Raw genomic sequence first — 23,147 nt, forward strand, 5'->3', positions numbered from 1 at the left:
GCCCCGGCGCCCGGTCACGACCGCACCTCGCGGTCGCGCTGCGCGTGCGGGTCGAGCACCTCGCGAATGAGGCGCAGCTCCTCGCCGGTCGGCTGCCGGGTCTCCGGTACGTCACCGTCGATCACGGGCTCGAACCCGGTGGCGGCCAGGACCTGTTCGACGTCGGTCCCGGGGTGCACCGACAGCAGCCGCATCGCCCCGTCGGGCGTGCCGAAGTCGAAGACCGCGAGATCGGTCACCACGCGCCGCAGCCCGTGGAAGCGGGACGCCTCGGCGCCGAGCTCGGCGGCCCGGTCGGCGCCGACGCCGCTGACCATGTCGACCTTCGGCACGAAGACGCGGGTCGAGTGGCGGGGGATCCAGTAGCTCGTCGGGTTGCCGATCGTGTTGCCCGGGGCGCCGCGCGCGCCGAGAAGCTGTGACTTCGGCCGCTGCCATGCGCCGACGGCGGAGATGTTGGTGTTGCCGTGCCTGTCGATCTGCGAGGCGCCCATCATCACGTGCCGTCGCCCGTTCTGCACCAGCCACAGGTGCTCGCGGAACGGCAGCCACCCCTCGACGGCGCCGGCCGGCGCGCCGATCGGCACGGGCTCGGCGGTGAGCAGCGCGCCGCCGTCCGTGGTGAGCAGGCCGGGCTCGAACGTCAGCCGGGCCAGCCTGGCTCCCAGGATCGAGCAGGTGCCCATCGCGGCGGCCAGCACCTCCCCGTCGCCGCGCCACGCCTCGGCGCAGGCCACCACGCAGATCTCCGCCCGGGTCGCGCTCATCGCGCCTCCTGTTCGCGCCAGTGGCGCACGGCCTCCTGGTAGTCCCGCTCGTCACCGGACAGGAACCGGCCGGCGAACGCCGCCCACGCGTCCGGGTCGGCCGCCGAGGCGGCGTAGTGCCGCTGGAACGCCTCGTCCCGCCCGGTGCCGAGGTCGGTGAAGTGGCCGCCGCCGGGGGTCTCCGCGACGCCGGTCACGTGCATGCGGCTGATCAGCAGCGTCTGCGGCGCGCCGCCCAGCTCGCCCGGCCGTACCAGCCGCTCGCAGGTCAGGTAGCAGCGGGCGGCGGCCTTGGCGAACAGGTCGTCCATGAACGGATCGGGGCCGAGGTAGCGGCCGTTGCCGCGGGTGTCGGCCAGGTCCAGGTGGACCAGCGCCGCGTCCATGGTGAGCGCGGGCACCGCGACCAGCTCCTCCTGGTCCGCGTACGGCGAGCGGACGGTGCGCAGGCCGGGGTTGACCCGCATGACGTCCGAGCCGAGCCCGGCGCGCGTGGGCAGGAACGGCAGCCGGTGCGCCCCCGCGAGCAGGCCGAACATGAACATGCCCTCGTCGTACTCGGTGAACTCGATCGCTCCGCGCTGCCGGGCGGCGCGGAAGTGCGGTTCGAGGGCGATCGAGTCGAGCGTCACGAACGGGGCGACGACCCGGCGCACCTTGCCCGCCGCGCACAGCAGGCCCACGTCCGGCCCGCCGTACGACACGACGGTCAGGTCCTCCAGCGGGGACCGGTAGATCGCCCGGACCAGGGCCATCGGCTTGCGGCGCGAGCCCCAGCCGCCGATCCCGATCGTCATGCCGCTCTCCAGCGAGCCGACGATCTCCGCCACGGTCGTCAGGGCGCCCATCACTCCTCGCCTCTCGCGACGAAGGCGTCGCGGTGCCGGTCACCGGCGCCCATCAGGTTGAGCTCGTAGGTGAAGCCCTGCTCGAAGCGGTAGCTGCGCTTGACGTCGACCGGGTCGATGCCGTTCAGCGACTCCTTCGCCCGCCGGATCACGTACGGATCCTGGGCGGCGATCCGGGCCGCCACCTCGATCGCGGCCTCGCGGACCCGGTCGCGGGGCACCACCTCCAGGACCGAGCCGAACGCGTGCAATTCGGCCGCGGTGACGTTGCGGCAGGTGTAGACCATCGCGCGCAGCAGATGCTGGGGCACCAGCCGGGCCAGGTGGGTGGCCGCGCCGAGCGCGCCCCGTTCGACCTCGGGCAGCCCGAAGTAGGCGTCGTCGGAGGCCACCACGATGTCGGCGTTGCCGGCCAGGCCGACGCCGCCGCCGAGGCAGAACCCGTGCACGGCGGCGATCACGGGGACCTCGCACTCGTAGACGGCGGCGAACGCGGCGTAGCAGCCCCGGCTGGCGCCCACCAGCGCTTCGAAGCCGCTGGTGGCCTGCATCTCCTTGATGTCGACGCCGGCGTTGAAGCCGCGGCCCTCGGCGCGCAGCACCACGACGCGGGTCCCGGGGTCGGCCCCGGCCTCCCGCACGGCGTCTGCCAGGTCGACCCAGCCCTGTACGGGCAGCGCGTTGACCGGCGGCACGTCCATCACGACTTCGGCGATGCCGTCGCCGTGGCTGCCGGTGGAGATTCCCATGAGCCGCCTTTCGACCTAACATTTGTTAGAAACCAGGCTAGGTCCTCCCGGATGGATGTGCCAGTGGATGTCACCGGAGATGTCACCGTGGACTTCGGCGGCCGGGCGGTGCTGGTCACCGGCGGCACCAAGGGCATCGGCTTCGCGATCGCGCGGGCGTTCCTCGCCGCGGGCGCCGGCGTGGTGGTGTGCGGCCGGAGCGAGCCGGCGGTCCTGCCGGCCGCCGGCGGCCGGACGGCCCGCTTCCTCGCGGCCGACGTCCGGGACCCGGCCGCCGCCGCCCACCTGGTCGAACGGGCGGCCGAGCAGCTCGGCCGGCTCGACGTGCTGGTCAACAACGCCGGAGGCTCCCCCAGCGCCGACGCGGCGACCGTCTCGCCGCGGTTCGTCGAGCGGATCGTGGCGCTGAACCTGCTCGCCCCCTTCTACGTGGCGCAGCCCGCCAACAGGGTCATGCAGGAGTCCGGCGGCGTGATCATCAACATCGGCAGCGTGGCCGGCGTGGACCCCCAGCCGGGCACCGCCGCCTACTCTGCGGCCAAGGCCGGACTGCTCGCGCTCACCAGGGCGCTCGCGCTGGAGTGGGCCCCCAGGGTGCGCGTCAACCACATCACCACCGGCCTGATCAGGACCGAGGCGGCGGCCACGGTGTACGGCGCGGACGGCGGCGCGGCAGTGGCCGAGGTGATCCCGATGAGGCGGCTGGCGGTGCCCGCCGACGTCGCGAACACCTGCCTCTACCTGGCCAGCGACCTGGCCGCCTACCTCACCGGCGCGGACATCGCGGTGCACGGCGGCGGCGAGCTGCCGGCCCGCTACGTGGTGTCGCGCAGCTGAGCGGGGCGGGCCTCGCGGGGCAGTCCGAGGACGCGTTCGGCGATGATGTCGCGCTGGATCTCGTTCGAGCCGCCGTAGATCGTGTCGGCCCTGGAGAACAGGTAGAGCCGCTGCGCGTCGCTCAGGTCGTACGGCGGGCCGTCCGCGATCATCCCGGCGGCGCCGAGCACGTCCACGGCCAGCTCGCCCAGCTCCCGATGCCACACGCCCCAGACGAGCTTGGAGATCGACGACTCCGGCCCCGGCGCGCCCGCCGCGATGCCCTCCATGGTGCGCACCGCGTTCAGCCGCATGACCCGCAGGCCGATCCAGGAGCGGACGAGCCGGTCGCGCAGGAGGGGGTCGTCGATGGCGCCGGTCGTCCGGGCCACCTCGATGATCGCCTCCAGCTCGCGCCGGAACCCCACCTGCTGCCCGAGCGTCGCCACGCCCCGTTCGAAGCCGAGCGTGGCCATGGCGATCCTCCAGCCGTCGCCCGGCGCGCCCACGATGTTCGCGGCCCCGGTCACCGCGCCGTCGAAGAAGACCTCGTTGAACTCGCTCGTCCCGGTCAGCTGGACGATCGGCCTGACCTCCACCCCGTCCTGCCGCATCGGCACCAGCAGGTAGGACAGCCCGCGGTGCCGGGTGGAGCCGGGTTCGGTCCGGCAGACCACGAAGCACCAGTCGGCCTCCACGGCCAGGGAGGTCCACACCTTCTGCCCGCTGACGAGCCACCGGTCGCCGTCGAGCTCGGCGCGGGTCCGCACGCCGGCGAGGTCGGAGCCGGCGCCGGGCTCGGAGTAGCCCTGGCACCACAGCTCCTCGACGGCCACGATCGGCGGCAGGAACCGCCGGCGCTGCTCCTCGGTGCCGAAGGCGATGACGGTCGGGCCGAGCAGGTTCTCGCCGATGTGGTTCACCCGGGCGGGGCCGCGGGCCAGCGCGTACTCCTCGTGGAAGACGACCTGGTCGGCGACGCTCGCGTCCCGCCCGCCGTACTCCTCGGGCCACCCCAGGCAGGTCCAGCCGGCCGCGGCCAGGTGCCGCTCCCAGGCGAGCCGGACGCCGAACGCCTCGTGCTCGCGTCCGGGCCCGCCCAGCCCGCGAACGGCCGCGAACTCGCCCGACAGGTTGTCCTCCAGCCACGCGCGCACCTCTGCCCGGTTCACGGGTAGAACTCTACCAAACACTTGTTAGATAATCGGGTACGTGATCAGCACCGGCGAACAGGAGGAGCTGCGGCGCACCGTGCGCACCCTTCTCGCCCGCACTCCCCCGGCCCGGCCCGCGCCCGGCGCCGAAGCCGGCTACGACGAGACCGTGTGGCGGCTGCTGGCCGGCCAGGTGGGCGCCTTCGGCCTCGCCGTTCCCGAGGAGCACGGCGGGGCGGGCTGCACGCTGGCCGAGACCCATGTGGTCGGCGAGGAGCTGGGCCGCGCCCTGGCCACGCTGCCCTACCTCGGCTCCGCCGTGCTCGCCACCCAGGCCCTGCTGGCGTGCGGCGCCACGGACCCGCTGCCCGGCCTCGCAGACGGCAGCCGGGTCGGCGCGCTGGCCTGGGCCGAGAGCGGCACCTGGGATCCGGCGGCGATCCGGGCGCGGGTGACGGACGGCGGGCTGACCGGCGTCAAGGAGCACGTCCTCGACGGCGTCCGCGCCGGCCTGCTGATCGTGCCCGCCCTCGCCCCGGACGGCGGCCTGGCCGTCTACACCGTGGACCCCGCCGGTCCGGGCGTCCGGGTGGAGCCGCTGGTCACCCTCGACCGCACCAGGCCCCAGGCCCGGGTGACGTTCGACGCGGCCCCCGCCCGCCTGATCGGCGACGATGGGCTGCGCGTCCTCGAACGGCTGCTCGCCGTGGCGGCGACCGCGCTCAGCGCGGAGCAGCTGGGCGGCAGCGCCCGGTGCCTGGAGCTGACGCTGTCGCACGTGAAGGCCAGGGAGCAGTTCGGCCGGCCGATCGGCTCGTTCCAGGCGGTCAGGCACCGGCTGGCCGACCTGTACGTCCTGGTCGAGTCGGCCCGCTCGGTCAGCTACGACGCCGCCCGCGCGCTCGCCGGGGACGCCCCGGACCTGGCTGTCCGCGCGGCCACCGCCCAGGCGTACTGCGCCGAGGCGTACTCCGCCGTCGCCGCCGAGACCATCCAGCTGCACGGCGGCATCGGCTTCACCTGGGAGCACGAGGCGCACCTGCACTTCAAGCGAGCCCACGGGGCCGCCGCCCTGTTCGGCTCCCCGGCCTGGCACCGCACCCGCCTCGCCGGCCACGTCCTCGATCGCCCGGGATAGCCCGGCGGGGTGATGGCGGGTCGCTCAGGGAGCCGGGAGCCCACCACCGGAAATCGCCAGATTCCGGACGCAAGCCCCTTGATCCGGGGTGGTCACGCCGTGACGCTGAAAGCACCATCGCAACCCGCCTGGCCGCCGTTCGTCCATCGGAGGACCCCCGATGTCCCGTCGTGACCTGATCGACCCCGAGAGCCGCCCCGCCCTGGACGCCATGCTCGACATGCTGCCCGGCGGCTTCAACGCCATCTCCGACATCGTCCAGCGCCGGGCCGCCGTCTCGGCCATGCTGAGCGCCATCGAGGTGCCGGAGAACCCGAACGTCACCAAGGAGGACAGGACCGTCCCCGGCCCCGACGGGGAGCCTGACATCGCCGTGCGGATCTACCGGCCGGCCGGCGCCTCGGGCACGCTGCCCGGCGTCTACTACATCCACGGCGGCGGCATGATCCTCGGCGACATCGATGGGGAGGATCCCACCGCGACGATGATGTGCGACCTGGTCGGCGCCGTCGTGGTCTCCGTCGAATACCGGCTCGCCCCCGAACACCCCCACCCCGCCCCGGTCGAGGACTGCTACGCGAGCCTGGTGTGGACCGCGAAGAACGCCGCCGACCTGGGCATCGACCCGGCGCGGCTGGCGATCTACGGCGGCAGCGCCGGGGGCGGGCTGACCATCGGCACCGCGCTGCTGGCCCGCGACCGCGGCGGCCCGGCGCTCACGTTCATGATGCCGATCTACCCGATGATCGACGACCGCAACGAGACGCCGTCGAGCCACGAGATCACCGACGTCGGACTCTGGGACCGGGCCGCCAACATCGAGGCCTGGGCCTGGTACCTCGGAGGCCGCGACGCCGACCAGTACGCCGCCCCGGCGCGCGCCGAGGACGTGTCCGGGCTGCCCCCGGCCTTCGTCGACGTCGGCACCGTGGACCTGTTCAGGGACGAGGACATCGCGTTCGCGCAGCGGCTCATGCGGGCCGGCGTGCCGACCGAGCTGCACGTCAACCCGGGCAGCTTCCACGCCTCGGAGTCGTTCGCCCCGGAGGCGGCGCTCTCGCAGCGCATCTGGGCCCGGCGGATCGACGCGCTCAGGCGGGCTCTCGCCTGAGCGCTCCCGGGCTCTGGACGAGCGCCACCGCGGCTTCCGCGGTGTGGACCAGGAAGGTCAGGGTCTCCTGGAAGTAGAGTTCGACGCTGTTGGCGTCGTGCGACAGGTAGCCGATGGACACGTCCTGGCCGATGCGCGGTTCGAAGTCGCCGCCGCGGCTGGACAGCAGGAAGGCCCCGTCGACGGCGGGCGCCCAGATGATCCTGCCGTCCAGCAGGCGGGCGATGTGCTCGTGCAGCGGGTAGCCGTACACGGAGGTCTCGTGCAGCTCGGCCGGGCGCGGCCCGGCGAACAAGCGGTCCCACGCCTGCGACCCGATGCCCGCGACGCAGCTCAGCCTGCCCTCGGGCGCCCGGAAGCCGACGGACCGCTGCAGCGCCGGAACGTCGGCCAGCAGGTCGCGCACGACGGGCTCGCCGCCCGCGTCGACCGTCAGCACCAGGAAGCTCGCCGCCGTCGTCAGCGGGCTCAGCACCGGCTGCGGCACCCGCTGCGTCATCTCCGCGTCCCCCCGACCGTCGGACCTCGGTACGACCAGACTGTCAGGCGGCGACGGCGGTTCCTCGCACCGGGGGTGACCGGCGCGCCTTCGTCACTCGCCGAGCCGGCGCACCGGGACGTCCAGCCGGGCGGCGAGCTCGTCGACGGTCGTGCCGTACGTCTCGGCCACCGTCACCCCGTCGGGGCCGAGGTGGAAGAGGGCCTGGTCGGTGTAGAGGCGGCTCACGCAGGCCAGGCCGGTGAGCGGGTAGGTGCACTCCGGGACGAGCTTGGGCGTGCCGTCCCTGGCGAACAGCGTCATCATGACGAACACGTCCTTGGCGCCGATCGCCAGATCCATGGCGCCGCCGACGGCGGGGATCGCGTCGGGGGCGCCGGTGTGCCAGTTGGCCAGGTCGCCGCGCCCGGAGACCTGGTAGGCGCCGAGCACGCACACGTCGAGGTGGCCGCCGCGCATCATCGCGAAGGAGTCGGCGTGGTGGAAGTACGACGCGCCGGGCAGCTCGGTGACCGGGATCTTGCCGGCGTTGATCAGGTCGGGGTCGACGGCGTCGCCCTGCGCGGCGGGCCCCATGCCGAGCATGCCGTTCTCGGTGTGCAGGACGACCCCGGAGTCGGCCGCGAGGTGGTCGGCGACCATGGTCGGCTGGCCGATGCCGAGGTTCACGAACGAGCCGCGCGGGATGTCGCGGGCGACCACGGCGGCGAGCCCGTCGCGGTCGAGGGGGCCGCTGCCGAGGTGCTCGACGGTGCGGCCGGCAGGGTGCGGGATGACGGTCATGAGGCGGCCTCCGCTGCGCTCAGGTCCAGGATCCGGTCCACGTGGATGCAGGGGGTGACGACCGTCTCGGGGTCCAGCTCGCCGGTCTCGACGACCTGGCTCACCTGCGCGATCGTCAGCGCCGCCGCGGTCGCCATGACGGGGCCGAAGTTACGGGCGGTCTTGCGGTAGACGAGGTTGCCCATCCGGTCGCCGGTGTGGGCGCCGATGAGCGCGACGTCACCCTTGATCGGGTACTCCAGCACATACTCGCGGCCGTCGATGGTGCGTTTCTCCTTGCCCTCGGCCAGGGGCGTGCCGACCCCGGTGGGGCAGTAGAAGGCGCCGATGCCGGCCCCGGCGGCGCGCATCCGCTCGGCGAGGTTGCCCTGCGGGACGACCTCCAGCTCGATCTTCCCGGCCCGGTAGAGGCCGTCGAAGACCCACGAGTCGCTCTGCCGCGGGAACGAGCAGATCATCTTGCGCACCCGGCCGGCCGCGAGCAGCGCGGCCAGGCCGGTGTCGCCGTTGCCCGCGTTGTTGCTGACCACGGTCAGGTCGGTGGCGCCCTGCCGGATCAGCGCCTCGACCAGGGTGACCGGCATGCCCGCCAGGCCGAACCCGCCGATGAGCACGGTGGAGCCGTCCGCGATCCCGTCGACGGCCCGGTCGGGCTCGCCGGTGACGACCGTCATGACGCGTTCACGTTCTCGAGGACGACGGCCAGCCCCTGGCCGACGCCGATGCAGATGGCGGCGACCCCCCACCGCTCGCCGCGTTCGGCCAGCACGTGGGCGAGGGTGCCGAGGATGCGCCCGCCGGAGGCGCCGAGCGGGTGGCCGATGGCGATGGCGCCGCCCCTGGTGTTGACGATGTCGGGGTCGACCTTCCACGCGTCCAGGCACACCAGCGACTGCACGGCGAAGGCCTCGTTCAGCTCCACGGCTCCCACGTCGTCCCAGCCGATGCCGGCCCGGCGCAGCGCCTGGTTGGCGGCCTCTACAGGGGCGTAGCCGAACAGCTGCGGCTCCAGCGCCGAGGCGGCGCGGGCGGCGACGCGGGCGATCGGATCGGCGCCGATGCGGGACGCGGCGGCCTCCGAGCCGAGCAGGACCGCCGACGCGCCGTCGTTGAGCGGCGAGGCGTTGCCGGCCGTGATCGTCCCGTCGGGCCGGAAGGCGGGCTTGAGCGCGGCGAGCTTCTCCACCGTCGTGCCGGCCCTGATCCCCTCGTCCCGGGACAGGTCGGCGCCCTCGACGGGGACGACGAGGTCGTCGTAGAAGCCGGCCTCCCACGCCGCGTCGGCCAGCACGTGCGAGCGGGCCGCGAAGGCGTCCTGCCGCTCGCGGGAGATCGAGAACCTCTCCTGCAACTGCTCGTTGGCCTCGCCCAGCGAGACGGTCCACTCCTCGGGCATCCGCGGGTTGACCAGGCGCCAGCCGAGAGTGGTGGAGACGGCGTTCAGGTCGCCGGCCGGGAACGCCCGCGAAGGCTTGGGCAGCACCCACGGCGCCCGCGTCATCGACTCCACGCCGCCGGTCACGATCACGTCGGCGTCACCGCTCTCGATCGCCCGCGAGCCGATCATGGCCGCGTCCAGGCTGGACCCGCACAGCCGGTTCACCGTGCCGGCCGGCACGCTCACCGGCAGCCCGGCCAGCAGCACGGCCATCCGGCCGACGTTGCGGTTGTCCTCCCCCGCGCCGTTGGCGTTGCCCCAGACGACGTCGCCGATCGTGGCCGGATCCAGCGCCGGGACCTTGGCCAGGGCGCCACGCAGCGCGGTGGCCGCCAGGTCGTCCGGGCGGACACCGGCGAGCGCGCCGTTGAACCGGCCGAACGGCGTGCGCGCCGCGGCGTAGACGAAGGCGGAACCCATACCGACCTCCAAGTGTTCGCTATGCGAACATCCGTGCTCCCTACGAACATAGGCAGAGTAACTCACCCATAGCCGCCAAATCGACTCACTCGCGGCCGTTCGGCGGTGGCCGCTCGGTCGGGAACAGGATCGTGCTCAGCAGATGTGCACCGCGGCCCGGCGCGGGCTCGTCGCCCATCTCGGCGAGGATCGCGCCGCTCACCTGCGCGACCAGCTCGACGGTCCTTGTCGTCAAGCCCCCCGTCGACGGTATGCGAGGCGGCGCAGCAGGATCTCCGCCGGTCCACGGTGGCCGGCGCGCCGCATCAGGTCGGCGACGAGGAGCGACGCCAGCCAGGTCGCCACGGCCACCCCCGTGGCCCCCGCGAGCCCGAGATCGTCCTGCAACCCGAATCCGTACGGGTAGAAGACCACGATGAACACCACGGACTGGAAGACGTACAGGCTCATCGAACGCTGACCGAGCGCTTCGACGGCCACGGTCAGGCGGCCGCGACGGCGACCTGCCGCGACGGCGATCAGGCCGATCGCGCCGGCCATGCCGATGCCGCCGAAGTATCCGGTGAGCGGCTGCGCGAACGCCGCGGCCCACACGGCGGCGCCCGACGGCCGAGCCCACACCCCGGTCTGGATGAGCCCGGCGGGAATCGCGCCGGCCAGGGACACGATCGTGGTGATCACCGTGGCGCGGACCAGGAAACCGCGGTGCCGCCCGGGCTCGTCCAGAACGCGCCGCCGCGCCGCCCACATCCCGGCGAGCACCCCCGGCACGACCATGATGACGCCCACGACCAGACTCGTGGGCCAGCTCAGGACCCGGACAGTGAGCAACTCCCAGAACCCGGTCGTCCCCGCGGCGACGCTTCCCGCCGCGTAGGTGGAGATGCGCTGGCTCATCGGGTACCACATCGCGAAGGCGACCATCGCGGTGGCGGGCACCAGGGTGAGCCCCGCCGTCCACAGCAGCACCGAGTCCCTGACCCGCAGCATGCCGACGAGCAGGACGGCGCCGAGCCCGTACGCGGCGAGGATGTCGATGGGCGCCAGCACCGCCACGTGCACGAACCCGATCACCACCAGCCACCACCCCCGGCGGCGCAGCAGTTTGCGGATGCCCACCCAGTCGCCGCCCCGCCGCGTCTGCCGGTTCAGCAGCTGGACCAGCGCGTAGCCGAACAGGAAGGCGAACATCGGCCGCGCGTGGTTGTTGACGAAGAGCAGGTGGAAGAACTCGGCGATCCCGTTGGCCACGGCGGAGCCGCGGTCTACGGCGACCACGAACAGCGGCGCGTGCGCGAACGCGATCGCGAGGAGCATCCCGCCCCGAGCCAGGTCCGGGGCCAGCGCCCGCTCCGCGACGCCGGACGGCGAAGCCTCGGCCTCGATCGACGTGTTCGAGCCTCGTCCCCTCGAAGGGGCGCCCCTAGCGGGCGGTGTGCCCGCACGGCGCTGCGCATGAGGGGCCTGACCGGCGGAGAGATCGTCCATGCTCTGGACGGTATGAGGGAGGCCGCGGGCGGGGAATGCGGCTAGATGTACACCGGGGGTGGAGCTAGGCACAGGGTCCGTCTCCCCGACGGTACGGCCCAGCCGGGCCGGGCGCGGCACGCGCACCCGGCCCGGCTGGGCCGGCTCGGCGGTGAGGGGTGCCGGAACGGCTGGTCAGGAGGGCTTGGCGGCCGGCTCGCCAGCCTGCTTGATCGGCTTGCCGGCCGGTTGCTCCCGCACCTCGGAGGCGGGCGGGGCCTCGACCGACACGGGGGTGCCGAAGTCGCCGATGGTCATGACGTTCCGGTGGCCGGTCTCGGTGTGGACGATCTCCAGGCGCCGGACCCGTCCCTGGTCGTCCACGTCCACGGAACCGGTCGCTCCCAGGATCTTGCCCCTTTCATCGTCCTCCAAGGAGAACGTGAACCGCTCGCCGGTCCAGCCCTCGCCGGAGGCGGGGCCCTGCTCGCGCACGTCAGTGGCAGAACGCAGCCGCTGCAGTGCGGCCTGGGGGTCCAGCGGGGCCAGCTTGACCAGCGAGACGATCGCCGGGGCGCTCTCCAGCTCCGCCAGCTTGCGCGGAGAGGCCGTCCACGTCGATCCCGGGCCCTCCCGAACGTAGATCATGTCGTCGACGAAGCGGGTCTCGACCCCGTCGTGCCTGGTGATGACATCTACGCGCTCGACAGGATCGAAGGCGCCCTCGAACGTCCTGTCGCCGGACTCGGTATGGATCCGATAGCTCTCCTGACTGGTGTTCTCGACCGCGGCGACCACCTGGGCCTGCGCCGCGGACTGGCTCGCGGGCAGCACCACCGTGACCGCCGCCAGCTCTCGTCTCCTCGGTGAAAGCCACCCCGGACACGCTCTGAGGCACGCCCTGGGTTGACCGGAACACCGGGAAAATGCGGCCACACCCGAACATTGGACCCCGAACGTCGTCTGACCCGCCTCGGACGCGGTCGGGGCGGGTACGTCTTCTGATTCTTTTCTGCGGCGGTGTCGAACGGCGTCGAGCGCGTTCGTAGCCAAGGTGAGAAGCCGGCAACGGGCCGGTCGCCACTCTTCTTCCCGCCCGCCGTCCAGTCTGTGTCCACCCCGATCAACCTCACTCGAGGAGAGCATCATGACTGCTACCTACACCTTCGACGTCTTTTCCAGCCTCGACGGCTTCGGCTCCTACAACAGCAACGGCGACTGGGGCGGCTACTGGGGCAAGCAAGGCCCCGAGCTGCTCGACCACCGCCTCGCCCTGTACGGCCAGGAGCAGCGGATGGTCTTCGGGGCCACTACGTATCGGGCGTTCGCGCGGATGCTGGCCTCGAGCACCGAGGAATCCGAGGTGCGTGACCCGTGGGTCACCCGGATGAGGAACCTGCCGGCAACGGTGGTGTCGACCACACTGCAAGGGCCGCTCGACTGGCCGGACGCGACCGTCGTGAGCGGCGACGCCGTCGACGTCGTCGCCCGGCTCAAGCAGGAGTCCGAGGTGCCGATGCGCTCGCACGGCAGCCTGTCGATGAACCGGGCCCTGATGGCAGCCGGCCTGGTCGACCGCGTCCAGGTGACACTCTTCCCTGTGATCACCGCTCAGACCGGCGTGGACCCGATCTTCCAGGATGCGGCCGACTTCGACCTCGAGCTGATCGAGAGCCGGACGCTCGACGGCCACACCCAAGAGCTCATCTACCGGCCCACCCTGCATGCCTGAACCCATCCATCCACCCACCCCGTCAAGCCCGGTCTGGGGTTAGGCATCACGTGCCCGTCCCAGGAGTTGTCGCGGCCGCCGGGGATGTGTTGCGACGCTCCCAGGAACATGAACGGCCGGGTGAATCCGCTTTTGGGGATGCGGGCGTAGCTGGTGCCGTCCATGTCGATTCCGGCGCGTATGCGCGGGTCTTTGACCATGGCGGCGACGGTGGCGGCCCCGCCGCTCGATTGGCCCACCATCGCGATGCGGGTGTGGTCGATCAGGTGGGAGCCGTCCCATTTGGAGGTCAGTTGGTCCAGGACGAAGGAGACGTCGGCGGCCCGGCCGTGGACCACTCCCGTGCCGAAGCCGGTGTCGCTGTCGCAGGCCAGGCATTCGGCGACCCGTCCGTCAGACAGGGTGGTGGCGTAGCTTTCGTGGGTGTGGTCGATCCCGGCCACGACGTAGCCTCGGCTGGAACAGCGGTCCGTGCGTGCGGGCCGCCGGGCAGGTGCAGCAGCCGGGGCAGCAGGTGCGCGGTGCCGGAGCCCCAGCGGACTGCGGTCGACTCCGGCGGTTCCTGCCAGTACCGCGTGCTTCTTGGCGCACGCCCGTCCCGGCGGCTGCGCAGGGGACGGGAATGTCATGGCGCGGGGACCCGGTCAGCCAGGGGCGATACGACTAAGGTGCTCCCAGGACCGGTACAGATCCGCTTGGGCCTGGTCCATCTTCAGGACGTGGTCGAAGGACTGGCTGCCGACGATCAGCCGTCGGGGTGGGTCCGGCAGTGCGACCAGTTCCATGATGACCGGAGCGGCGGTGGCCGGCTCCGGACTGACGGCGTCGCCCCACATCGCCTCCATCTCGGTGCGCAAAGGCTGATACTGCGCCAGGGGTTCGGTGGTCGTGGTGCCGGCGGTGAACAGGCCGGTCTCGTAGCCGCCCATCTGCACGATGGTGACCTTGACGCCGAACCCCTCGACCTCCATCGCCAGGGCCTCGCTGACCGAATCCAGCGCGGCCTTGCCCGCGCCGTAGAAGCCGACCGTGGCCATGCCGCCGCCACTGCCCATCGAGGTGACCTGGAGGAGCCGTCCTCCGCCTTGGGCGCGCAGGTGAGGAAGGACCGCCTGAGCCACCCACACGGCGCCGAAGAAGTTCACGTCCAGATGAGCCCGGATCTGTTCCTCCGTGGCTTCCTCCACCATGCCGTAGAGCATCGTGCCAGCGTTGTTGACGACGACGTCCAGTCTGCCGAACGCGGCCGCCGCCCGCTCCACCCCTTCGAACACGGCCCGGCGGTCGGCGACGTCCAACGAGAGCGGGACCAGGTGACCGGGGTACTTCTCGGCCAGTTCCGCCAGGGGATCGACGTTGCGGGCGGCGGCCACCACGCGGTCGCCGGCCGCCAGGGCGGCCTCGGTGAAAGCCTTGCCCAGGCCCCGGGACGCGCCGGTGATGAGCCACACTCTGGCATTCGTCATGAGGTCTCACTCTCAGTAAATAAAACGGTCCGTCTCGATTCGTTTCCACTCTAGGGCATCGTTCTTCACAAAGCAATACGGATCGTCTCGTTTTATGCTCGGGGTAGCCTGACCGCATGTCGAACGAGAAGGGGCCGGACCACTCCCGGCGTAAGGAGCGGTCCCGTCAGGCGATCCTCGCGGCCACCCGCGCCCTGGTCTCGGAGGAGGCGTACGAGAAGGTCACGGTCGAGGCCATCGCCGCCCGTGCCGGCGTCGGCAAGCAGACGATCTATCGGCGCTGGCCCACGAAGAGCGCCGTCGTCTTCGCCGCCTTCCTGGCCCTGAGCGAGGACGCGGACGGGCAGTCGATCGCGCTGCCCGACACGGGCGACCTCGAGGCCGACCTCAAGCTCGTCATGCGTGCCACGGCGGAAGAGTTCGCCGACCCGGCCCTGGACAGGCTGATCCGGGCACTCAACACCGAGATCACCAACGATGCCGCGCTGGCGGCCGAGTACCACCGGAAGCTGTCCCAGCCGCTAGAAGAGGCGAAGAAGGCACGCCTGCGCAGCGCCCAAGAGGCCGGCCAGCTCGCCGCCGACGCCGACCTCGACCTGGCACTCGAAGTGCTCTACGCCCCCCTCTTCCAGCGGTGGCTGCACCGCAGCGGTCCGCTGACCGCCGCATACGCCGACTCACTCGTCGACGCGACCCTCAGAGCTTTCGGCCCCTGAACAGGAGTGAATCCACACCCGCACAGCTCGCCACAGCGCCCGCTCATGCAGCAGGATGTCACGGCGCGACAGCAGCCGGTGAATCGTGGTCTTGGCCACGGCGCGGGTCTCGTCGGCGCTCTCCTTGCGGCGTTCGGCGTCAGCCGGGGCCGACGGCGCGGCCCAGTGCTTCGATCGGGGAGGCGTAGGCGCGGTGGGTGTTGGGGTTGGCCGTGCGCAGGGCGGCGACCTTCGGCGCCGCGCTCACGCCGGCCAACCGGCGAGAGCTGCGTACGGCGTGATGTACCGGACATCGTGCAGGAGCAGCACACCGCCCCGGCGAGGGATGCTCCTGGTCGCGGCACCGTCATGATCGCTCATGTACGTGATAGGTCATTATCTGTGCCTGACGCGCGACCATCGCGTGCCCGTCGCCGTACTGGGCAGCACTTTCCCCGAAGTAGATCTCGGCGTCGGTGGGCTTGGCGGAAGTGGCGCCGACGCTGGATCATTTTTCGGGGGCGCGTGAGCGGCAGGTGCGTCCTCGGCCGTGGTGGACCAGCTTTCCAGGAGCTCAAGGCCGTCCGCCGAGAGGTCGCGGGGCGGCACTGTAGGTGCGCACGGTCAAACCCTCATCGCCGGGCAGCTCCATCACCTCGTGCGCCGGAAGGTCGGTGCTGACAGCACCGGGCACATCCGGCGATCCGAGGTGCCGGGGTCACGGGCTGGCGGGGTGGGAGCCGAGGTCGCGGACTGCCTGCGCGAGTGCGCGGATGAGGTCGGTTTCGGCTCCACTGCGCCAGACCAGCGCGAACGGCAGAGCGTCCATGTCGCGAACCGGCAAGTAGACGATGTCGGGTCGCACCCAATACCGAGTCATGTGGGCAGGGAAGAGGTTCACGATCTCCCCCAGGCTGATCAAGGTGAGGATCTCCTCGGAGTTGCGCACCAAGGGGCCGCGTTCGATCAGACGGCCCGCGCGGGTATGGGGCGGGACGAAGCTGTCAGCCCAGTAGTCCGGCCTCGATTCGACATCGGAATGCTGGAAATCGCCGAGTACCTCCAGCGAGACCGACGTGCGCCGGGCAAGCCCGTGATCGGCCGCGACCGCCAGCACCCGCGGCTCAGCGAACAGGATCGGGCCGACAGTGAGATCGGGTTCCTCAATCGGCAGCCAGCAGACCAGGACATCGACCTCGCCGCGGCGCAGCACGGTGAACGGGTCCACGAAGGACGCCTGCTGAACCTGCAGCTTCCACCAGGGATGGCGGGCGCGGAAGACATCCCAGTAGGGACGCAGGTCATGGGCGTTGCTGGACAGCATGCCGACGCGGAGCACAGCGGTGATGCCGCGAGCGGCCAGGCGGGCCCGTTCCAGGCTGTCGCGTAGACCGGCGTAGATCGGGCGCAGGTCGTCTCGGAGTTGGCGGCCGAGGGGGGTCAGGCTGATACGGCGGCGGTTGGAGCGGTCGAACAGCGGGGCGCCGAGGCGGCGTTCCTGCTGGCTGATCGCCTGGCTGATACGGGCCTGGGAGACGTGCAGCCGGGCAGCGGTGCGGCCGAAGTGCAGTTCCTCGGCCAGAGTCAGGAAGATCTCGATGTCCCGCAGCTCCACCTGCATTCCCTTCGGTCGGAGGGGGGCCGATAACTGCCGTGTTATCGCGGACGTGTGCGGATTCTACGTTGATCCACGCCACCGCTCCGAGGCAGGGTTAAGCCGTGCGAAACGACCCCGCCAGGGGTCAAAAGATCCCTGGGTCTGGCGGTCACCTCTGCCCCCGCCGCAACGTCAATGCGGTGTCGGCCCCCATGCGGCCGGTGACCTATGACCCCCTTGACAAGGAGCAGCATCATGCAAGCGCGTATGACAAACCCGGCCTACGTCCTGCCCGACGGGCTGAAGGGCATCGGCACCATCTTCAAGGCCATCAACCAAGGCGACATCAGCCACGAGCTCCAGGAGATCGTCGCTCTGCGCACCAGCCAGATCAATGGCTGCTCAGCCTGCGTCCACGCCCATAACCAAAGCCTCATCAAGGCCGGGGAGAGCGCCGAGCGGATCGCGGCGGTGGCCGCCTGGTGGGAGGCGCCGTTCTTCACCGACGCCGAACGCGCCGCGCTGGAGCTGACCGAGGCCGTCACCCGGCTGGCCGACCGCTCCGGCGAGGCGGTCAGCGACGAGTTGTGGGGCCTGGTCGCCGACCACTACGACGAGAAGCAGATCTCGGCGCTGCTGTTGCTGATCGGCGTGACGAATATGTTCAACCGGCTGAATGCCGCCATCAAGGAACCCGCTGGCACCTCCTGGAACTGACGCACCGGAAGAGAAACCCACGATGAGCAATCTCGACATGACGGCGATGTACGCCATGCACGACGCCCTGCGCCGTGAGCTGACGCACATGGCCCGCGTCACCGCGAAGACCGGCGACGAGCCGCGGCGCATCCTGCGCACCGCTGCCGGCTGGCACATGTTCAAGAAGTCCCTGCGCATCCACCACACCGCCGAGGACGACGCGTTGTGGCCGGCGCTGCGCCAGAGTCTGGCCGACCAGCAGGACGACCTGGTGCTGCTGGAAGTGATGGAAGCCGAGCACGCCGCCATCGAGCCGCTCATGGGGGCGATCGATGCGGCCCTGACCGACCCCGATGCCGACCGGGACCGGCTCGGCGATCTGACGGACGCGCTGGCCACCAGCCTGGCCGCTCACCTCAAGCACGAGGAGGACGCGGCGATCCCGCTGATTCAGCGGACCGCCACCGTGCAGCAGTGGGCGCACTTCGGTCAAGTCCACGGGCAGCGGATCGGCCCTGACGCACCCCGGTTGATCCCGTGGCTGCTGGAGGGCACCGACGAGCAGACCGTGGCGACGATGCTGGCACCGCTGCCCGAGCCCGTCCGCGCGGCGTACGTCGCCCAGTGGCAGCCGGCCTACGCCTGTCTCGACCACTGGAGTGCCGAATCATGACGGCCATCGCGCTGGTCACAGGCGCCACCCGGGGAATCGGCCGCGCGACCGCCCGGCTACTGGGCGAGCAGGGCGTCACCGCGATCGTCGGCGCGCGCGACGACGTACGCGGCAAGGCCGCCGCCGAACCGCTGGGCCTGCCGTACGTGCGCCTGGATGTCACCGACGCCGACAGCGTCCGAGCCGCGGCCACGTGGATCGAGCAGGAGTACGGCAAGCTCGACATCCTGGTCAACAATGCCGGGATCATGGTTCCTGATGGGCCGCCCAGCCAGAGCACGGCGGAGCAGGCCCGCCAGGTGTATGAGACGAACGTGTTCGGCGTCATCGAGGTCACCAACGCGATGTTGCCGCTGCTGCGCCGTTCGTCGGCGGGCCGGATCGTCAACGTCTCCAGCGAGCGCGGCTCTATCGGGCGCACCCTGGACCAGGACCATCCGCTGTGGCCGATGCTCAACCTGGCGTACTGCTCCTCCAAGGCCGCACTGAACATGATCACCGTGTCCTATGCCAAAGAACTGTGGGACACCCCGATCAAGGTCAACGCGGTCGACCCAGGATGGGTCAAGACCGACATCAACCATGGCACCGGCATCAAGAGCGTCGAGCAGGGCGCCGCACCGATCATCGTCATGGCGCTCCTGAACACCGACGGCCCCACCGCCACCTTCGTCCAGGACGAAGGCCCTCTCCACTGGTGAACCCCTAAGACGAGCAAGTACGTGCTGTCCTCTGGGGCGTTTGCCGTCCCGACGAGGACCGCCTCGCGGAGACGCTCCGCCCGCAAGCGGTGGCATGCGGGGTGGCGGCCGACCCGATCCCGCCGGCCGAACCCAGCCTGCTTGCCTTCTCGGCCGACAACTGCCCCGTCTGGTCGACGCGGTGTAGGCCAGAGGCCGAACAGGCTGTCCAGATTACGCCACCGGACCCGGGCGGCCTGTTCCGGGTCGGCGGCATCCGCACGGCTGATCACCGGATCGGGCAGGCGCTCCTCCCGCGACTCCTCGCGCCTGGACTTGCGGGCGCGGAGCATGTCCAGGCACACCCGGCCGACCACGGTGGTCAGCCATCCTCACCGCAGTCCTCCTCCTGCGCCCCCGGCCCACGTCCCGACACCCGCCGGGCCGAGGCCGGGCAGCGCGAAGGTGTAGGTGCCGATCAAACGTTGATGTGCCGGCGAACGAACGGCGACAGCCGGGCGACAGTCCAGCCTCAGCCAAGCGCTGGGCGAGGCGGTCAGCGGGAACAAGCCCATACACCTTCCCGGCTCCCGGCGAGAGCGCCGCACGGGCCTTCCCCGCCAAGACCCTCGCCAGGCTCGGCGACATCAAGAAGGCATACGACCCGCGGAACGTGTTCCGTCGCCAACTTCCCGGTCCTGGCCTGCCTCGGGCACCGTACCGTTACGAAAGAAGATCTCCATGAGATACAAGGCATCCCTGATCGCCCTCCTGGCCGCGCTTCCCCTGGCCACCGCGCCGTCGCCCGCCACTGCGGCCGACGGCAGGTGGGGCGGCGGGTGGGCGACAGCCGTCCAGCAGCCCACCGCCACCCCCTGGTTCCCCAACTGGTCACAGCAGGGCTTCGACAACCACTCCCTCCGCCAGGTGATCAGAACCTCGGTAGCCGGCACACACCTGCGCATCCGGCTGTCCAACGCCTACGGCACCACCCCGCTCCGGCTGACCGGAGCCACCATCGCCAAGACCGCAACCGGCGCGGCGGTGCGGCCGGGCACGACCCGACGGCTGACCTTCGGCAGCTCCGCCTCGGTGACCGTGCCCGCAGCCGGGCAGGCGGCCAGCGACCCCCTCCGCCTCCCGGTCCGTGCGCTGGAACAGCTCACGGTGACGCTGTACTTCCGGGGAACCACCGCCCCGGCCACCTTCCACAGCATCGCCATGGCCACCTCCTACCGCGCCAAGGGCGACCACCTGCGCGACACAGGCGACGCCGCGTTCACCGAGACCAGCCTGTCGCGCTACTACCTGTCCGGGCTCGACGTGTCCGGCAGGAAGGACACGATCGTCACCTTCGGCGACTCCATCACCGACGGGTACGGCGCCACCAACGACGCCGACGACCGCTACCCTGACCGGCTCGCCGAACGCCTGGCCGCCTCGGGCACACCGGTGCTGAACGCCGGAATTGGCGGCAACCGGGTGCTCAACGATTCCGCCTGCTTCGGAGAGAAGGCCACCGCCCGCTTCCAGCGCGACGCGCTCGCCCAGCCAGGCGTGCGCACCGTGATCGTCCTGGAGGGCATCAACGACATCCTGTTCGAGCAGGACACCTCCGGCTGCGCCACGCCGAACCCCCGGGTGAGCGCGAAAGAACTGATCGACGGCCAACGCGCACTGATCCGCGCCGCCAAAGCGCGCGGCGTGCGGATCATCGGAGGAACCCTCCCTCCGTTCAAGGGCTCGGCCCTCTACAGCGAGTACGGCGAGAGCGTGCGCCAGGCCGTCAACCACTGGATCCGCACCAGCGGCGAGTACGACGCCGTCGCCGACTTCGACCGCGCGCTGGCCAACCCGGACCCACGCCGCGCCGGTGAACTCCTGCCCGCCTACGACAGCGGCGACCGCCTGCACCCGAGCCCGGCCGGCTACCAGGCCATGGCCGACGCCGTCGACCTGTCCTCCTTGACCACCGGAAGATGACGATGATCGAGATCGACGTGCGCGGCACCGTCGCGAACGGACCAGCAGCCCCGGCCGCGATCGTCACCGCCACGCTCCTGACCAGCCGCGCGAACACCCTCTCCCGCACGAACACCTTCACTTGGAGCAGCTGACATGAACCTGAACCGACGCAAACTGATCACGCTCAGTGCGGCGCTCGCCGCGACGGGCGGCCTGGCCGCGACCGCGAGCCCGACCTCGGCCGCGATCGGACCGAAGCTCCCTGGCGACGCCGAACTGGCCGCCTCACTGCCCGGCGATTTCCGCAGCGCCCACGCCTACGTCAACGGGATCCGGCTGCACTACGTGACGGGTGGCGCGGGTGAACCGCTCGTCCTGCTGCCCGGCTGGCCCGCCACCTGGTGGAGCTACCACAAGGTCATGCCGGCACTCGCCCGCCGCTACCGCGTGATCGCCGTCGACATCCGGGGCATGGGGGCCTCCGGCAAACCCGAGGGCGGCTTCGACAAGAAGACGATGGCACGCGACGTCTACGAACTGGTGCGCAAGCTCGGTCACGACCGCGTCAACATCGCCGGGCACGACATCGGGGCGATGGTCGCCTTCAGCTTCGCGGCCAACCACCCGGCCGCGACACGCAAACTCGCGTTGCTGGACGTGCTGCACCCCGACGAGAGCCTCTACCAGATTCCGATGCTGCAACAGGCAGGCGGCGACACGCACATGTGGTGGTGGGCGTTCAACCAGGTCCAAGGCCTGCCGGAACAACTGCTCGCGGGCCGATCGCGGTTTCTGATCGACTGGCACTACGGCATTGGTCTCGTCGACCAAGGCTCGGTGACCGACCGCGACAGGGCCATCTACGCGCGCGCGTACGACAAGGCGGAAGCCATCCGGGCGGGCAACGCCTGGTACCAGGCCTGCCACCAGGACATCCAGGACATGAAGACCTACGCCAAGGTGAGCGCCCCCGTACTCGGCTTGGTCGCCCCGGACACCCGCCCCTGGTTCGAGGGCACACTGCCCCACGTGGCCGCGGACGTACGCGGTATCGTCACCGTGGAAAAGACGCTGCACTGGCTGTGTGAGGAAAACCCCGAACTGGTATCCCGGTCACTGGCCCAGTTCTTCGCCTGACGGCTCCGAGCCCCTCCCGCGGTGGTTCCCCATCGCGCCAGAATCCGCCGTGGTAGTGCGTCGTCTGCTGACCTCTTCGGCGTACGCCCGTGAAGCGCCGTGTTCGCCACGCGAAACGGAACCAAGATGAGTGCGGGCAATGTCCGGCGAGAGTTCCGTCGGGTGATCAGCCGGGCTGGTCTGGTCAGCTCTGCCTGGACACCCCGGGAGATGCGGCACAGGTTCGTCTCGCTGCTGTCCGCAGATGGTGTCCCCGTCGAGAACATCGCCCGGCTCATCGGCCACGGAGGAGGTTCAGCCGTCACCGGGAAGATCAAAAAGGCCGCCTTCCCGTTTGGGAGGCGGCCTTCGAGCTGGTGGGCGATACTGGGATCGAACCAGTGACCTCCTCGGTGTGAAGGAAGACTGGGGAGTCTGGGAATGTCGATCTGAGTCGATCGGGGGGCTTCTCACCTTGCCAAACACTCCACGAAGGACCCGGGACGTCTGAAGGGGCCGCGAACCGGTGGCTCCCACGATTGGCTCCCGTGGCTCCGTCTCGGGGAAGGGACGATCCCCCGCATGTGCGAGGCCGAGGCTCACTTGCCGTCGCCGGAGATCTTGAGCATGGGATGACCCCCGCGCGGGCACACCAGCAGCTGGCCTCCGAATTCCGCGCCGGGCCGCCAGGAGCCGGGGCTCACTGTCCACCGCACGGCGCTCACCTGGTGAGCCATCGGCACGCCGCAGTGTCACGCCTCGGTCGCGCCGCCTGGCAGCGTCGGCATCTCGCCGTCAACCAGCCGCCCGATCAGTGGCGCCTATGCCAGATCGTCATCCCCGCCCATTTGGCCGATCGTAGGCGGTGGTCGCGCCGGGGGAAGCCTCGCCGTGCACGAACTGCTCGGCGGGCGCCCGGGGTTACGCCTTCCTCGGCCGCCACATCGTCCCGGCCGGCACCCGGCCGCGCGGAGCCGCGTGGCCAACGCTGGTAGCGTCGGCCGCCTCTTGCAGCATCAGGTCCGCGCAGCGCGCGACGGGGGTTGCGTCCACCCGACCAGCATGGTCCTCGGTGGCTCTTCGATGGCGGTTCGTGTGAGGGCGCCGCAGGCCACGACCTTAATGCCGTTTCTTCGAGCGCTTGGGATGGTTGCGTGTGTAGCGCTTCGCACGTTCTTGTTTGAACGCCTGATCGATGGTCCAGACGTAGCACCACTTGCCGTCGCGAAGTGTCCGGGCGCTGTTTTGGCTGATCGCTTGGACAATGCCCCAGAGTCCACCGGTGGCACCCATGACTCCCGGTGCAGCGGTAAGACCTGGACCATACACGGCAG

At 70.9% G+C, this 23,147-nt stretch carries 28 protein-coding genes and 1 pseudogene; 13 read left to right on the top strand and 16 right to left on the bottom strand.

Annotation, left to right across the window (positions count from 1 at the left end):
- Positions 1–14 precede the first annotated feature (14 nt).
- From V5E28_RS33050 to V5E28_RS33060, 3 genes are read right to left on the bottom strand one after another with little or no spacing between them, the layout of a single operon-like run.
- Positions 15–767 (bottom strand): CoA-transferase subunit beta, encoded by a 753-nt coding sequence (locus V5E28_RS33050; protein ID WP_336212809.1) that lies wholly within the window; start codon positions 765–767, stop codon positions 15–17.
- Positions 764–1,615 (bottom strand): CoA transferase subunit A, encoded by an 852-nt coding sequence (locus tag V5E28_RS33055; protein WP_336212811.1) that lies wholly within the window; start codon positions 1,613–1,615, stop codon positions 764–766. The genes V5E28_RS33050 and V5E28_RS33055 overlap by 4 nt, the downstream gene beginning before the upstream one ends.
- A complete protein-coding gene (locus V5E28_RS33060) occupies positions 1,615–2,364 on the bottom strand; it encodes an enoyl-CoA hydratase family protein (protein ID WP_336212813.1) in 750 nt (249 codons plus the stop codon). Before V5E28_RS33060 ends, V5E28_RS33055 begins: the two co-directional genes overlap by 1 nt.
- Positions 2,365–2,427: 63 nt before the next feature.
- On the opposite strand from V5E28_RS33060, the gene V5E28_RS33065 reads away from it, so the two are divergent.
- Positions 2,428–3,201 (top strand): SDR family oxidoreductase, encoded by a 774-nt coding sequence (locus V5E28_RS33065; RefSeq protein WP_336212814.1) that lies wholly within the window; start codon positions 2,428–2,430, stop codon positions 3,199–3,201.
- Here V5E28_RS33065 and V5E28_RS33070 read toward each other — a convergent pair.
- A complete protein-coding gene (locus V5E28_RS33070; RefSeq protein ID WP_336212815.1) occupies positions 3,180–4,352 on the bottom strand; it encodes an acyl-CoA dehydrogenase family protein in 1,173 nt (390 codons plus the stop codon). The genes V5E28_RS33065 and V5E28_RS33070 overlap by 22 nt on opposite strands.
- A gap of 40 nt (positions 4,353–4,392) precedes the next feature.
- Here V5E28_RS33070 and V5E28_RS33075 point away from each other — a divergent pair, with 40 nt between their 5' ends.
- Together V5E28_RS33075 and V5E28_RS33080 are read left to right on the top strand one after the other, a co-directional pair.
- The gene (locus V5E28_RS33075; RefSeq protein ID WP_336212816.1) at positions 4,393–5,472 is read left to right on the top strand and encodes an acyl-CoA dehydrogenase family protein; all 1,080 of its coding nucleotides are present in this window, start codon (positions 4,393–4,395) and stop codon (positions 5,470–5,472) included.
- Positions 5,473–5,632: 160 nt separating this feature from the next.
- Entirely contained in the window at positions 5,633–6,583 is a 951-nt protein-coding gene (locus V5E28_RS33080; RefSeq protein ID WP_336212817.1) for an alpha/beta hydrolase, read from the top strand.
- Here V5E28_RS33080 and V5E28_RS33085 read toward each other — a convergent pair.
- The 7 genes from V5E28_RS33085 to V5E28_RS33115 form a co-directional block, all read right to left on the bottom strand.
- Positions 6,564–7,082 carry an encapsulin gene (locus tag V5E28_RS33085; protein ID WP_336212818.1) on the bottom strand — a complete coding sequence of 173 codons (519 nt, stop codon included), beginning with the start codon at positions 7,080–7,082 and terminating at the stop codon, positions 6,564–6,566. The genes V5E28_RS33080 and V5E28_RS33085 overlap by 20 nt on opposite strands.
- A 93-nt stretch (positions 7,083–7,175) precedes the next feature.
- The gene (locus tag V5E28_RS33090; protein ID WP_336212819.1) at positions 7,176–7,865 is read right to left on the bottom strand and encodes a 3-oxoacid CoA-transferase subunit B; all 690 of its coding nucleotides are present in this window, start codon (positions 7,863–7,865) and stop codon (positions 7,176–7,178) included.
- Positions 7,862–8,539: a 3-oxoacid CoA-transferase subunit A gene (locus V5E28_RS33095; protein WP_336212821.1), complete on the bottom strand. Its 678-nt coding sequence runs from the start codon at positions 8,537–8,539 to the stop codon at positions 7,862–7,864. The genes V5E28_RS33090 and V5E28_RS33095 overlap by 4 nt, the downstream gene beginning before the upstream one ends.
- Positions 8,536–9,723 carry a thiolase family protein gene (locus V5E28_RS33100; RefSeq protein WP_336212822.1) on the bottom strand — a complete coding sequence of 396 codons (1,188 nt, stop codon included), beginning with the start codon at positions 9,721–9,723 and terminating at the stop codon, positions 8,536–8,538. The genes V5E28_RS33095 and V5E28_RS33100 overlap by 4 nt, the downstream gene beginning before the upstream one ends.
- A gap of 85 nt (positions 9,724–9,808) precedes the next feature.
- Positions 9,809–9,958 carry a hypothetical protein gene (locus V5E28_RS33105; protein ID WP_336212824.1) on the bottom strand — a complete coding sequence of 50 codons (150 nt, stop codon included), beginning with the start codon at positions 9,956–9,958 and terminating at the stop codon, positions 9,809–9,811.
- Positions 9,955–11,211, bottom strand: coding sequence for a DUF418 domain-containing protein (locus V5E28_RS33110; protein WP_336212826.1), 1,257 nt, complete (start codon positions 11,209–11,211; stop codon positions 9,955–9,957). Before V5E28_RS33110 ends, V5E28_RS33105 begins: the two co-directional genes overlap by 4 nt.
- 174 nt (positions 11,212–11,385) lie before the next feature.
- Positions 11,386–12,027 carry a hypothetical protein gene (locus V5E28_RS33115; RefSeq protein ID WP_336212827.1) on the bottom strand — a complete coding sequence of 214 codons (642 nt, stop codon included), beginning with the start codon at positions 12,025–12,027 and terminating at the stop codon, positions 11,386–11,388.
- 310 nt (positions 12,028–12,337) lie between these two features.
- On the opposite strand from V5E28_RS33115, the gene V5E28_RS33120 reads away from it, so the two are divergent.
- Positions 12,338–12,922 carry a dihydrofolate reductase family protein gene (locus V5E28_RS33120; RefSeq protein ID WP_336212829.1) on the top strand — a complete coding sequence of 195 codons (585 nt, stop codon included), beginning with the start codon at positions 12,338–12,340 and terminating at the stop codon, positions 12,920–12,922.
- Here the strand turns inward: V5E28_RS33120 and V5E28_RS33125 are convergent.
- Both V5E28_RS33125 and V5E28_RS33130 read right to left on the bottom strand, forming a co-directional pair.
- Positions 12,898–13,365 carry a hypothetical protein gene (locus V5E28_RS33125; RefSeq protein WP_336212830.1) on the bottom strand — a complete coding sequence of 156 codons (468 nt, stop codon included), beginning with the start codon at positions 13,363–13,365 and terminating at the stop codon, positions 12,898–12,900. The two genes, V5E28_RS33120 and V5E28_RS33125, sit on opposite strands and share 25 nt — an antisense overlap.
- Positions 13,366–13,566: 201 nt before the next feature.
- Positions 13,567–14,388, bottom strand: a complete 822-nt coding sequence (locus V5E28_RS33130; protein ID WP_336212831.1) for an SDR family NAD(P)-dependent oxidoreductase — start codon at positions 14,386–14,388, stop codon at positions 13,567–13,569.
- A gap of 116 nt (positions 14,389–14,504) precedes the next feature.
- Here V5E28_RS33130 and V5E28_RS33135 point away from each other — a divergent pair, with 116 nt between their 5' ends.
- The gene (locus tag V5E28_RS33135) at positions 14,505–15,104 is read left to right on the top strand and encodes a TetR/AcrR family transcriptional regulator (protein WP_336212832.1); all 600 of its coding nucleotides are present in this window, start codon (positions 14,505–14,507) and stop codon (positions 15,102–15,104) included.
- Between the two features lie 697 nt (positions 15,105–15,801).
- Here V5E28_RS33135 and V5E28_RS33140 read toward each other — a convergent pair.
- Positions 15,802–16,704 (bottom strand): LysR family transcriptional regulator, encoded by a 903-nt coding sequence (locus V5E28_RS33140; RefSeq protein WP_336212833.1) that lies wholly within the window; start codon positions 16,702–16,704, stop codon positions 15,802–15,804.
- A 231-nt stretch (positions 16,705–16,935) separates the two neighbouring features.
- Between V5E28_RS33140 and V5E28_RS33145 the strand changes: the two genes are divergently transcribed.
- Genes V5E28_RS33145 through V5E28_RS33155 form a run of 3 tightly spaced genes read left to right on the top strand, consistent with a single transcriptional unit; the run spans position 16,936 to position 18,753 of the window.
- Positions 16,936–17,397 (top strand): carboxymuconolactone decarboxylase family protein, encoded by a 462-nt coding sequence (locus V5E28_RS33145; protein WP_336212834.1) that lies wholly within the window; start codon positions 16,936–16,938, stop codon positions 17,395–17,397.
- Positions 17,398–17,419: 22 nt separating this feature from the next.
- Positions 17,420–18,052 (top strand): hemerythrin domain-containing protein, encoded by a 633-nt coding sequence (locus V5E28_RS33150; protein ID WP_336212836.1) that lies wholly within the window; start codon positions 17,420–17,422, stop codon positions 18,050–18,052.
- On the top strand, positions 18,049–18,753 hold the full coding sequence (locus tag V5E28_RS33155; protein WP_336212837.1) for an SDR family oxidoreductase: 705 nt from the start codon (positions 18,049–18,051) through the stop codon (positions 18,751–18,753). Before V5E28_RS33150 ends, V5E28_RS33155 begins: the two co-directional genes overlap by 4 nt.
- A 230-nt stretch (positions 18,754–18,983) precedes the next feature.
- Here the strand turns inward: V5E28_RS33155 and V5E28_RS33160 are convergent.
- Positions 18,984–19,124 (bottom strand): annotated as a pseudogene (locus V5E28_RS33160) (RNA polymerase subunit sigma-70); the annotation flags it as partial.
- Between the two features lie 98 nt (positions 19,125–19,222).
- Between V5E28_RS33160 and V5E28_RS33165 the strand changes: the two are divergent.
- The 5 genes from V5E28_RS33165 to V5E28_RS33185 all read left to right on the top strand — a co-directional run bounded on the left by V5E28_RS33165 (position 19,223) and on the right by V5E28_RS33185 (position 22,218).
- Positions 19,223–19,477 (top strand): BBE domain-containing protein, encoded by a 255-nt coding sequence (locus V5E28_RS33165; RefSeq protein WP_336212838.1) that lies wholly within the window; start codon positions 19,223–19,225, stop codon positions 19,475–19,477.
- Positions 19,474–20,715 carry an SGNH/GDSL hydrolase family protein gene (locus tag V5E28_RS33170; protein WP_336212839.1) on the top strand — a complete coding sequence of 414 codons (1,242 nt, stop codon included), beginning with the start codon at positions 19,474–19,476 and terminating at the stop codon, positions 20,713–20,715. Before V5E28_RS33165 ends, V5E28_RS33170 begins: the two co-directional genes overlap by 4 nt.
- A complete protein-coding gene (locus tag V5E28_RS33175; protein WP_336212841.1) occupies positions 20,712–20,849 on the top strand; it encodes a hypothetical protein in 138 nt (45 codons plus the stop codon). The genes V5E28_RS33170 and V5E28_RS33175 overlap by 4 nt, the downstream gene beginning before the upstream one ends.
- 1 nt (position 20,850) lies before the next feature.
- Positions 20,851–21,834, top strand: coding sequence for an alpha/beta hydrolase (locus tag V5E28_RS33180; protein WP_336212842.1), 984 nt, complete (start codon positions 20,851–20,853; stop codon positions 21,832–21,834).
- Positions 21,835–21,933: 99 nt separating this feature from the next.
- Positions 21,934–22,218, top strand: coding sequence for a tyrosine-type recombinase/integrase (locus V5E28_RS33185; RefSeq protein ID WP_336212843.1), 285 nt, complete (start codon positions 21,934–21,936; stop codon positions 22,216–22,218).
- Positions 22,219–22,932: 714 nt separating this feature from the next.
- Here V5E28_RS33185 and V5E28_RS33190 read toward each other — a convergent pair.
- Positions 22,933–23,147: hypothetical protein (locus V5E28_RS33190; protein ID WP_336212844.1), on the bottom strand; the 215-nt coding region annotated here is incomplete at its 5' end.

The organism is Nonomuraea sp. LPB2021202275-12-8, assembly GCF_037044575.1.
Lineage (GTDB): Bacteria > Actinomycetota > Actinomycetes > Streptosporangiales > Streptosporangiaceae > Nonomuraea.

What these genes read in the sequence shown, in the direction of transcription:
- V5E28_RS33130 (WP_336212831.1), bottom strand. Translation starts at nt 14,388, where the DNA reads ATGACGAATGCCAGAGTGTGGCTCATCACCGGCGCGTCCCGGGGCCTG.
- V5E28_RS33060 (WP_336212813.1), bottom strand. Translation starts at nt 2,364, where the DNA reads ATGGGAATCTCCACCGGCAGCCACGGCGACGGCATCGCCGAAGTCGTG.
- V5E28_RS33095 (WP_336212821.1), bottom strand. Translation starts at nt 8,539, where the DNA reads ATGACGGTCGTCACCGGCGAGCCCGACCGGGCCGTCGACGGGATCGCG.
- V5E28_RS33175 (WP_336212841.1), top strand. Translation starts at nt 20,712, where the DNA reads ATGACGATGATCGAGATCGACGTGCGCGGCACCGTCGCGAACGGACCA.
- V5E28_RS33080 (WP_336212817.1), top strand. Translation starts at nt 5,633, where the DNA reads ATGTCCCGTCGTGACCTGATCGACCCCGAGAGCCGCCCCGCCCTGGAC.
- V5E28_RS33085 (WP_336212818.1), bottom strand. Translation starts at nt 7,082, where the DNA reads ATGACGCAGCGGGTGCCGCAGCCGGTGCTGAGCCCGCTGACGACGGCG.
- V5E28_RS33140 (WP_336212833.1), bottom strand. Translation starts at nt 16,704, where the DNA reads ATGCAGGTGGAGCTGCGGGACATCGAGATCTTCCTGACTCTGGCCGAG.
- V5E28_RS33100 (WP_336212822.1), bottom strand. Translation starts at nt 9,723, where the DNA reads ATGGGTTCCGCCTTCGTCTACGCCGCGGCGCGCACGCCGTTCGGCCGG.
- V5E28_RS33145 (WP_336212834.1), top strand. Translation starts at nt 16,936, where the DNA reads ATGCAAGCGCGTATGACAAACCCGGCCTACGTCCTGCCCGACGGGCTG.
- V5E28_RS33110 (WP_336212826.1), bottom strand. Translation starts at nt 11,211, where the DNA reads ATGGACGATCTCTCCGCCGGTCAGGCCCCTCATGCGCAGCGCCGTGCG.
- V5E28_RS33050 (WP_336212809.1), bottom strand. Translation starts at nt 767, where the DNA reads ATGAGCGCGACCCGGGCGGAGATCTGCGTGGTGGCCTGCGCCGAGGCG.
- V5E28_RS33120 (WP_336212829.1), top strand. Translation starts at nt 12,338, where the DNA reads ATGACTGCTACCTACACCTTCGACGTCTTTTCCAGCCTCGACGGCTTC.
- V5E28_RS33155 (WP_336212837.1), top strand. Translation starts at nt 18,049, where the DNA reads ATGACGGCCATCGCGCTGGTCACAGGCGCCACCCGGGGAATCGGCCGC.
- V5E28_RS33150 (WP_336212836.1), top strand. Translation starts at nt 17,420, where the DNA reads ATGAGCAATCTCGACATGACGGCGATGTACGCCATGCACGACGCCCTG.
- V5E28_RS33180 (WP_336212842.1), top strand. Translation starts at nt 20,851, where the DNA reads ATGAACCTGAACCGACGCAAACTGATCACGCTCAGTGCGGCGCTCGCC.
- V5E28_RS33135 (WP_336212832.1), top strand. Translation starts at nt 14,505, where the DNA reads ATGTCGAACGAGAAGGGGCCGGACCACTCCCGGCGTAAGGAGCGGTCC.
- V5E28_RS33055 (WP_336212811.1), bottom strand. Translation starts at nt 1,615, where the DNA reads ATGGGCGCCCTGACGACCGTGGCGGAGATCGTCGGCTCGCTGGAGAGC.
- V5E28_RS33170 (WP_336212839.1), top strand. Translation starts at nt 19,474, where the DNA reads ATGAGATACAAGGCATCCCTGATCGCCCTCCTGGCCGCGCTTCCCCTG.
- V5E28_RS33090 (WP_336212819.1), bottom strand. Translation starts at nt 7,865, where the DNA reads ATGACCGTCATCCCGCACCCTGCCGGCCGCACCGTCGAGCACCTCGGC.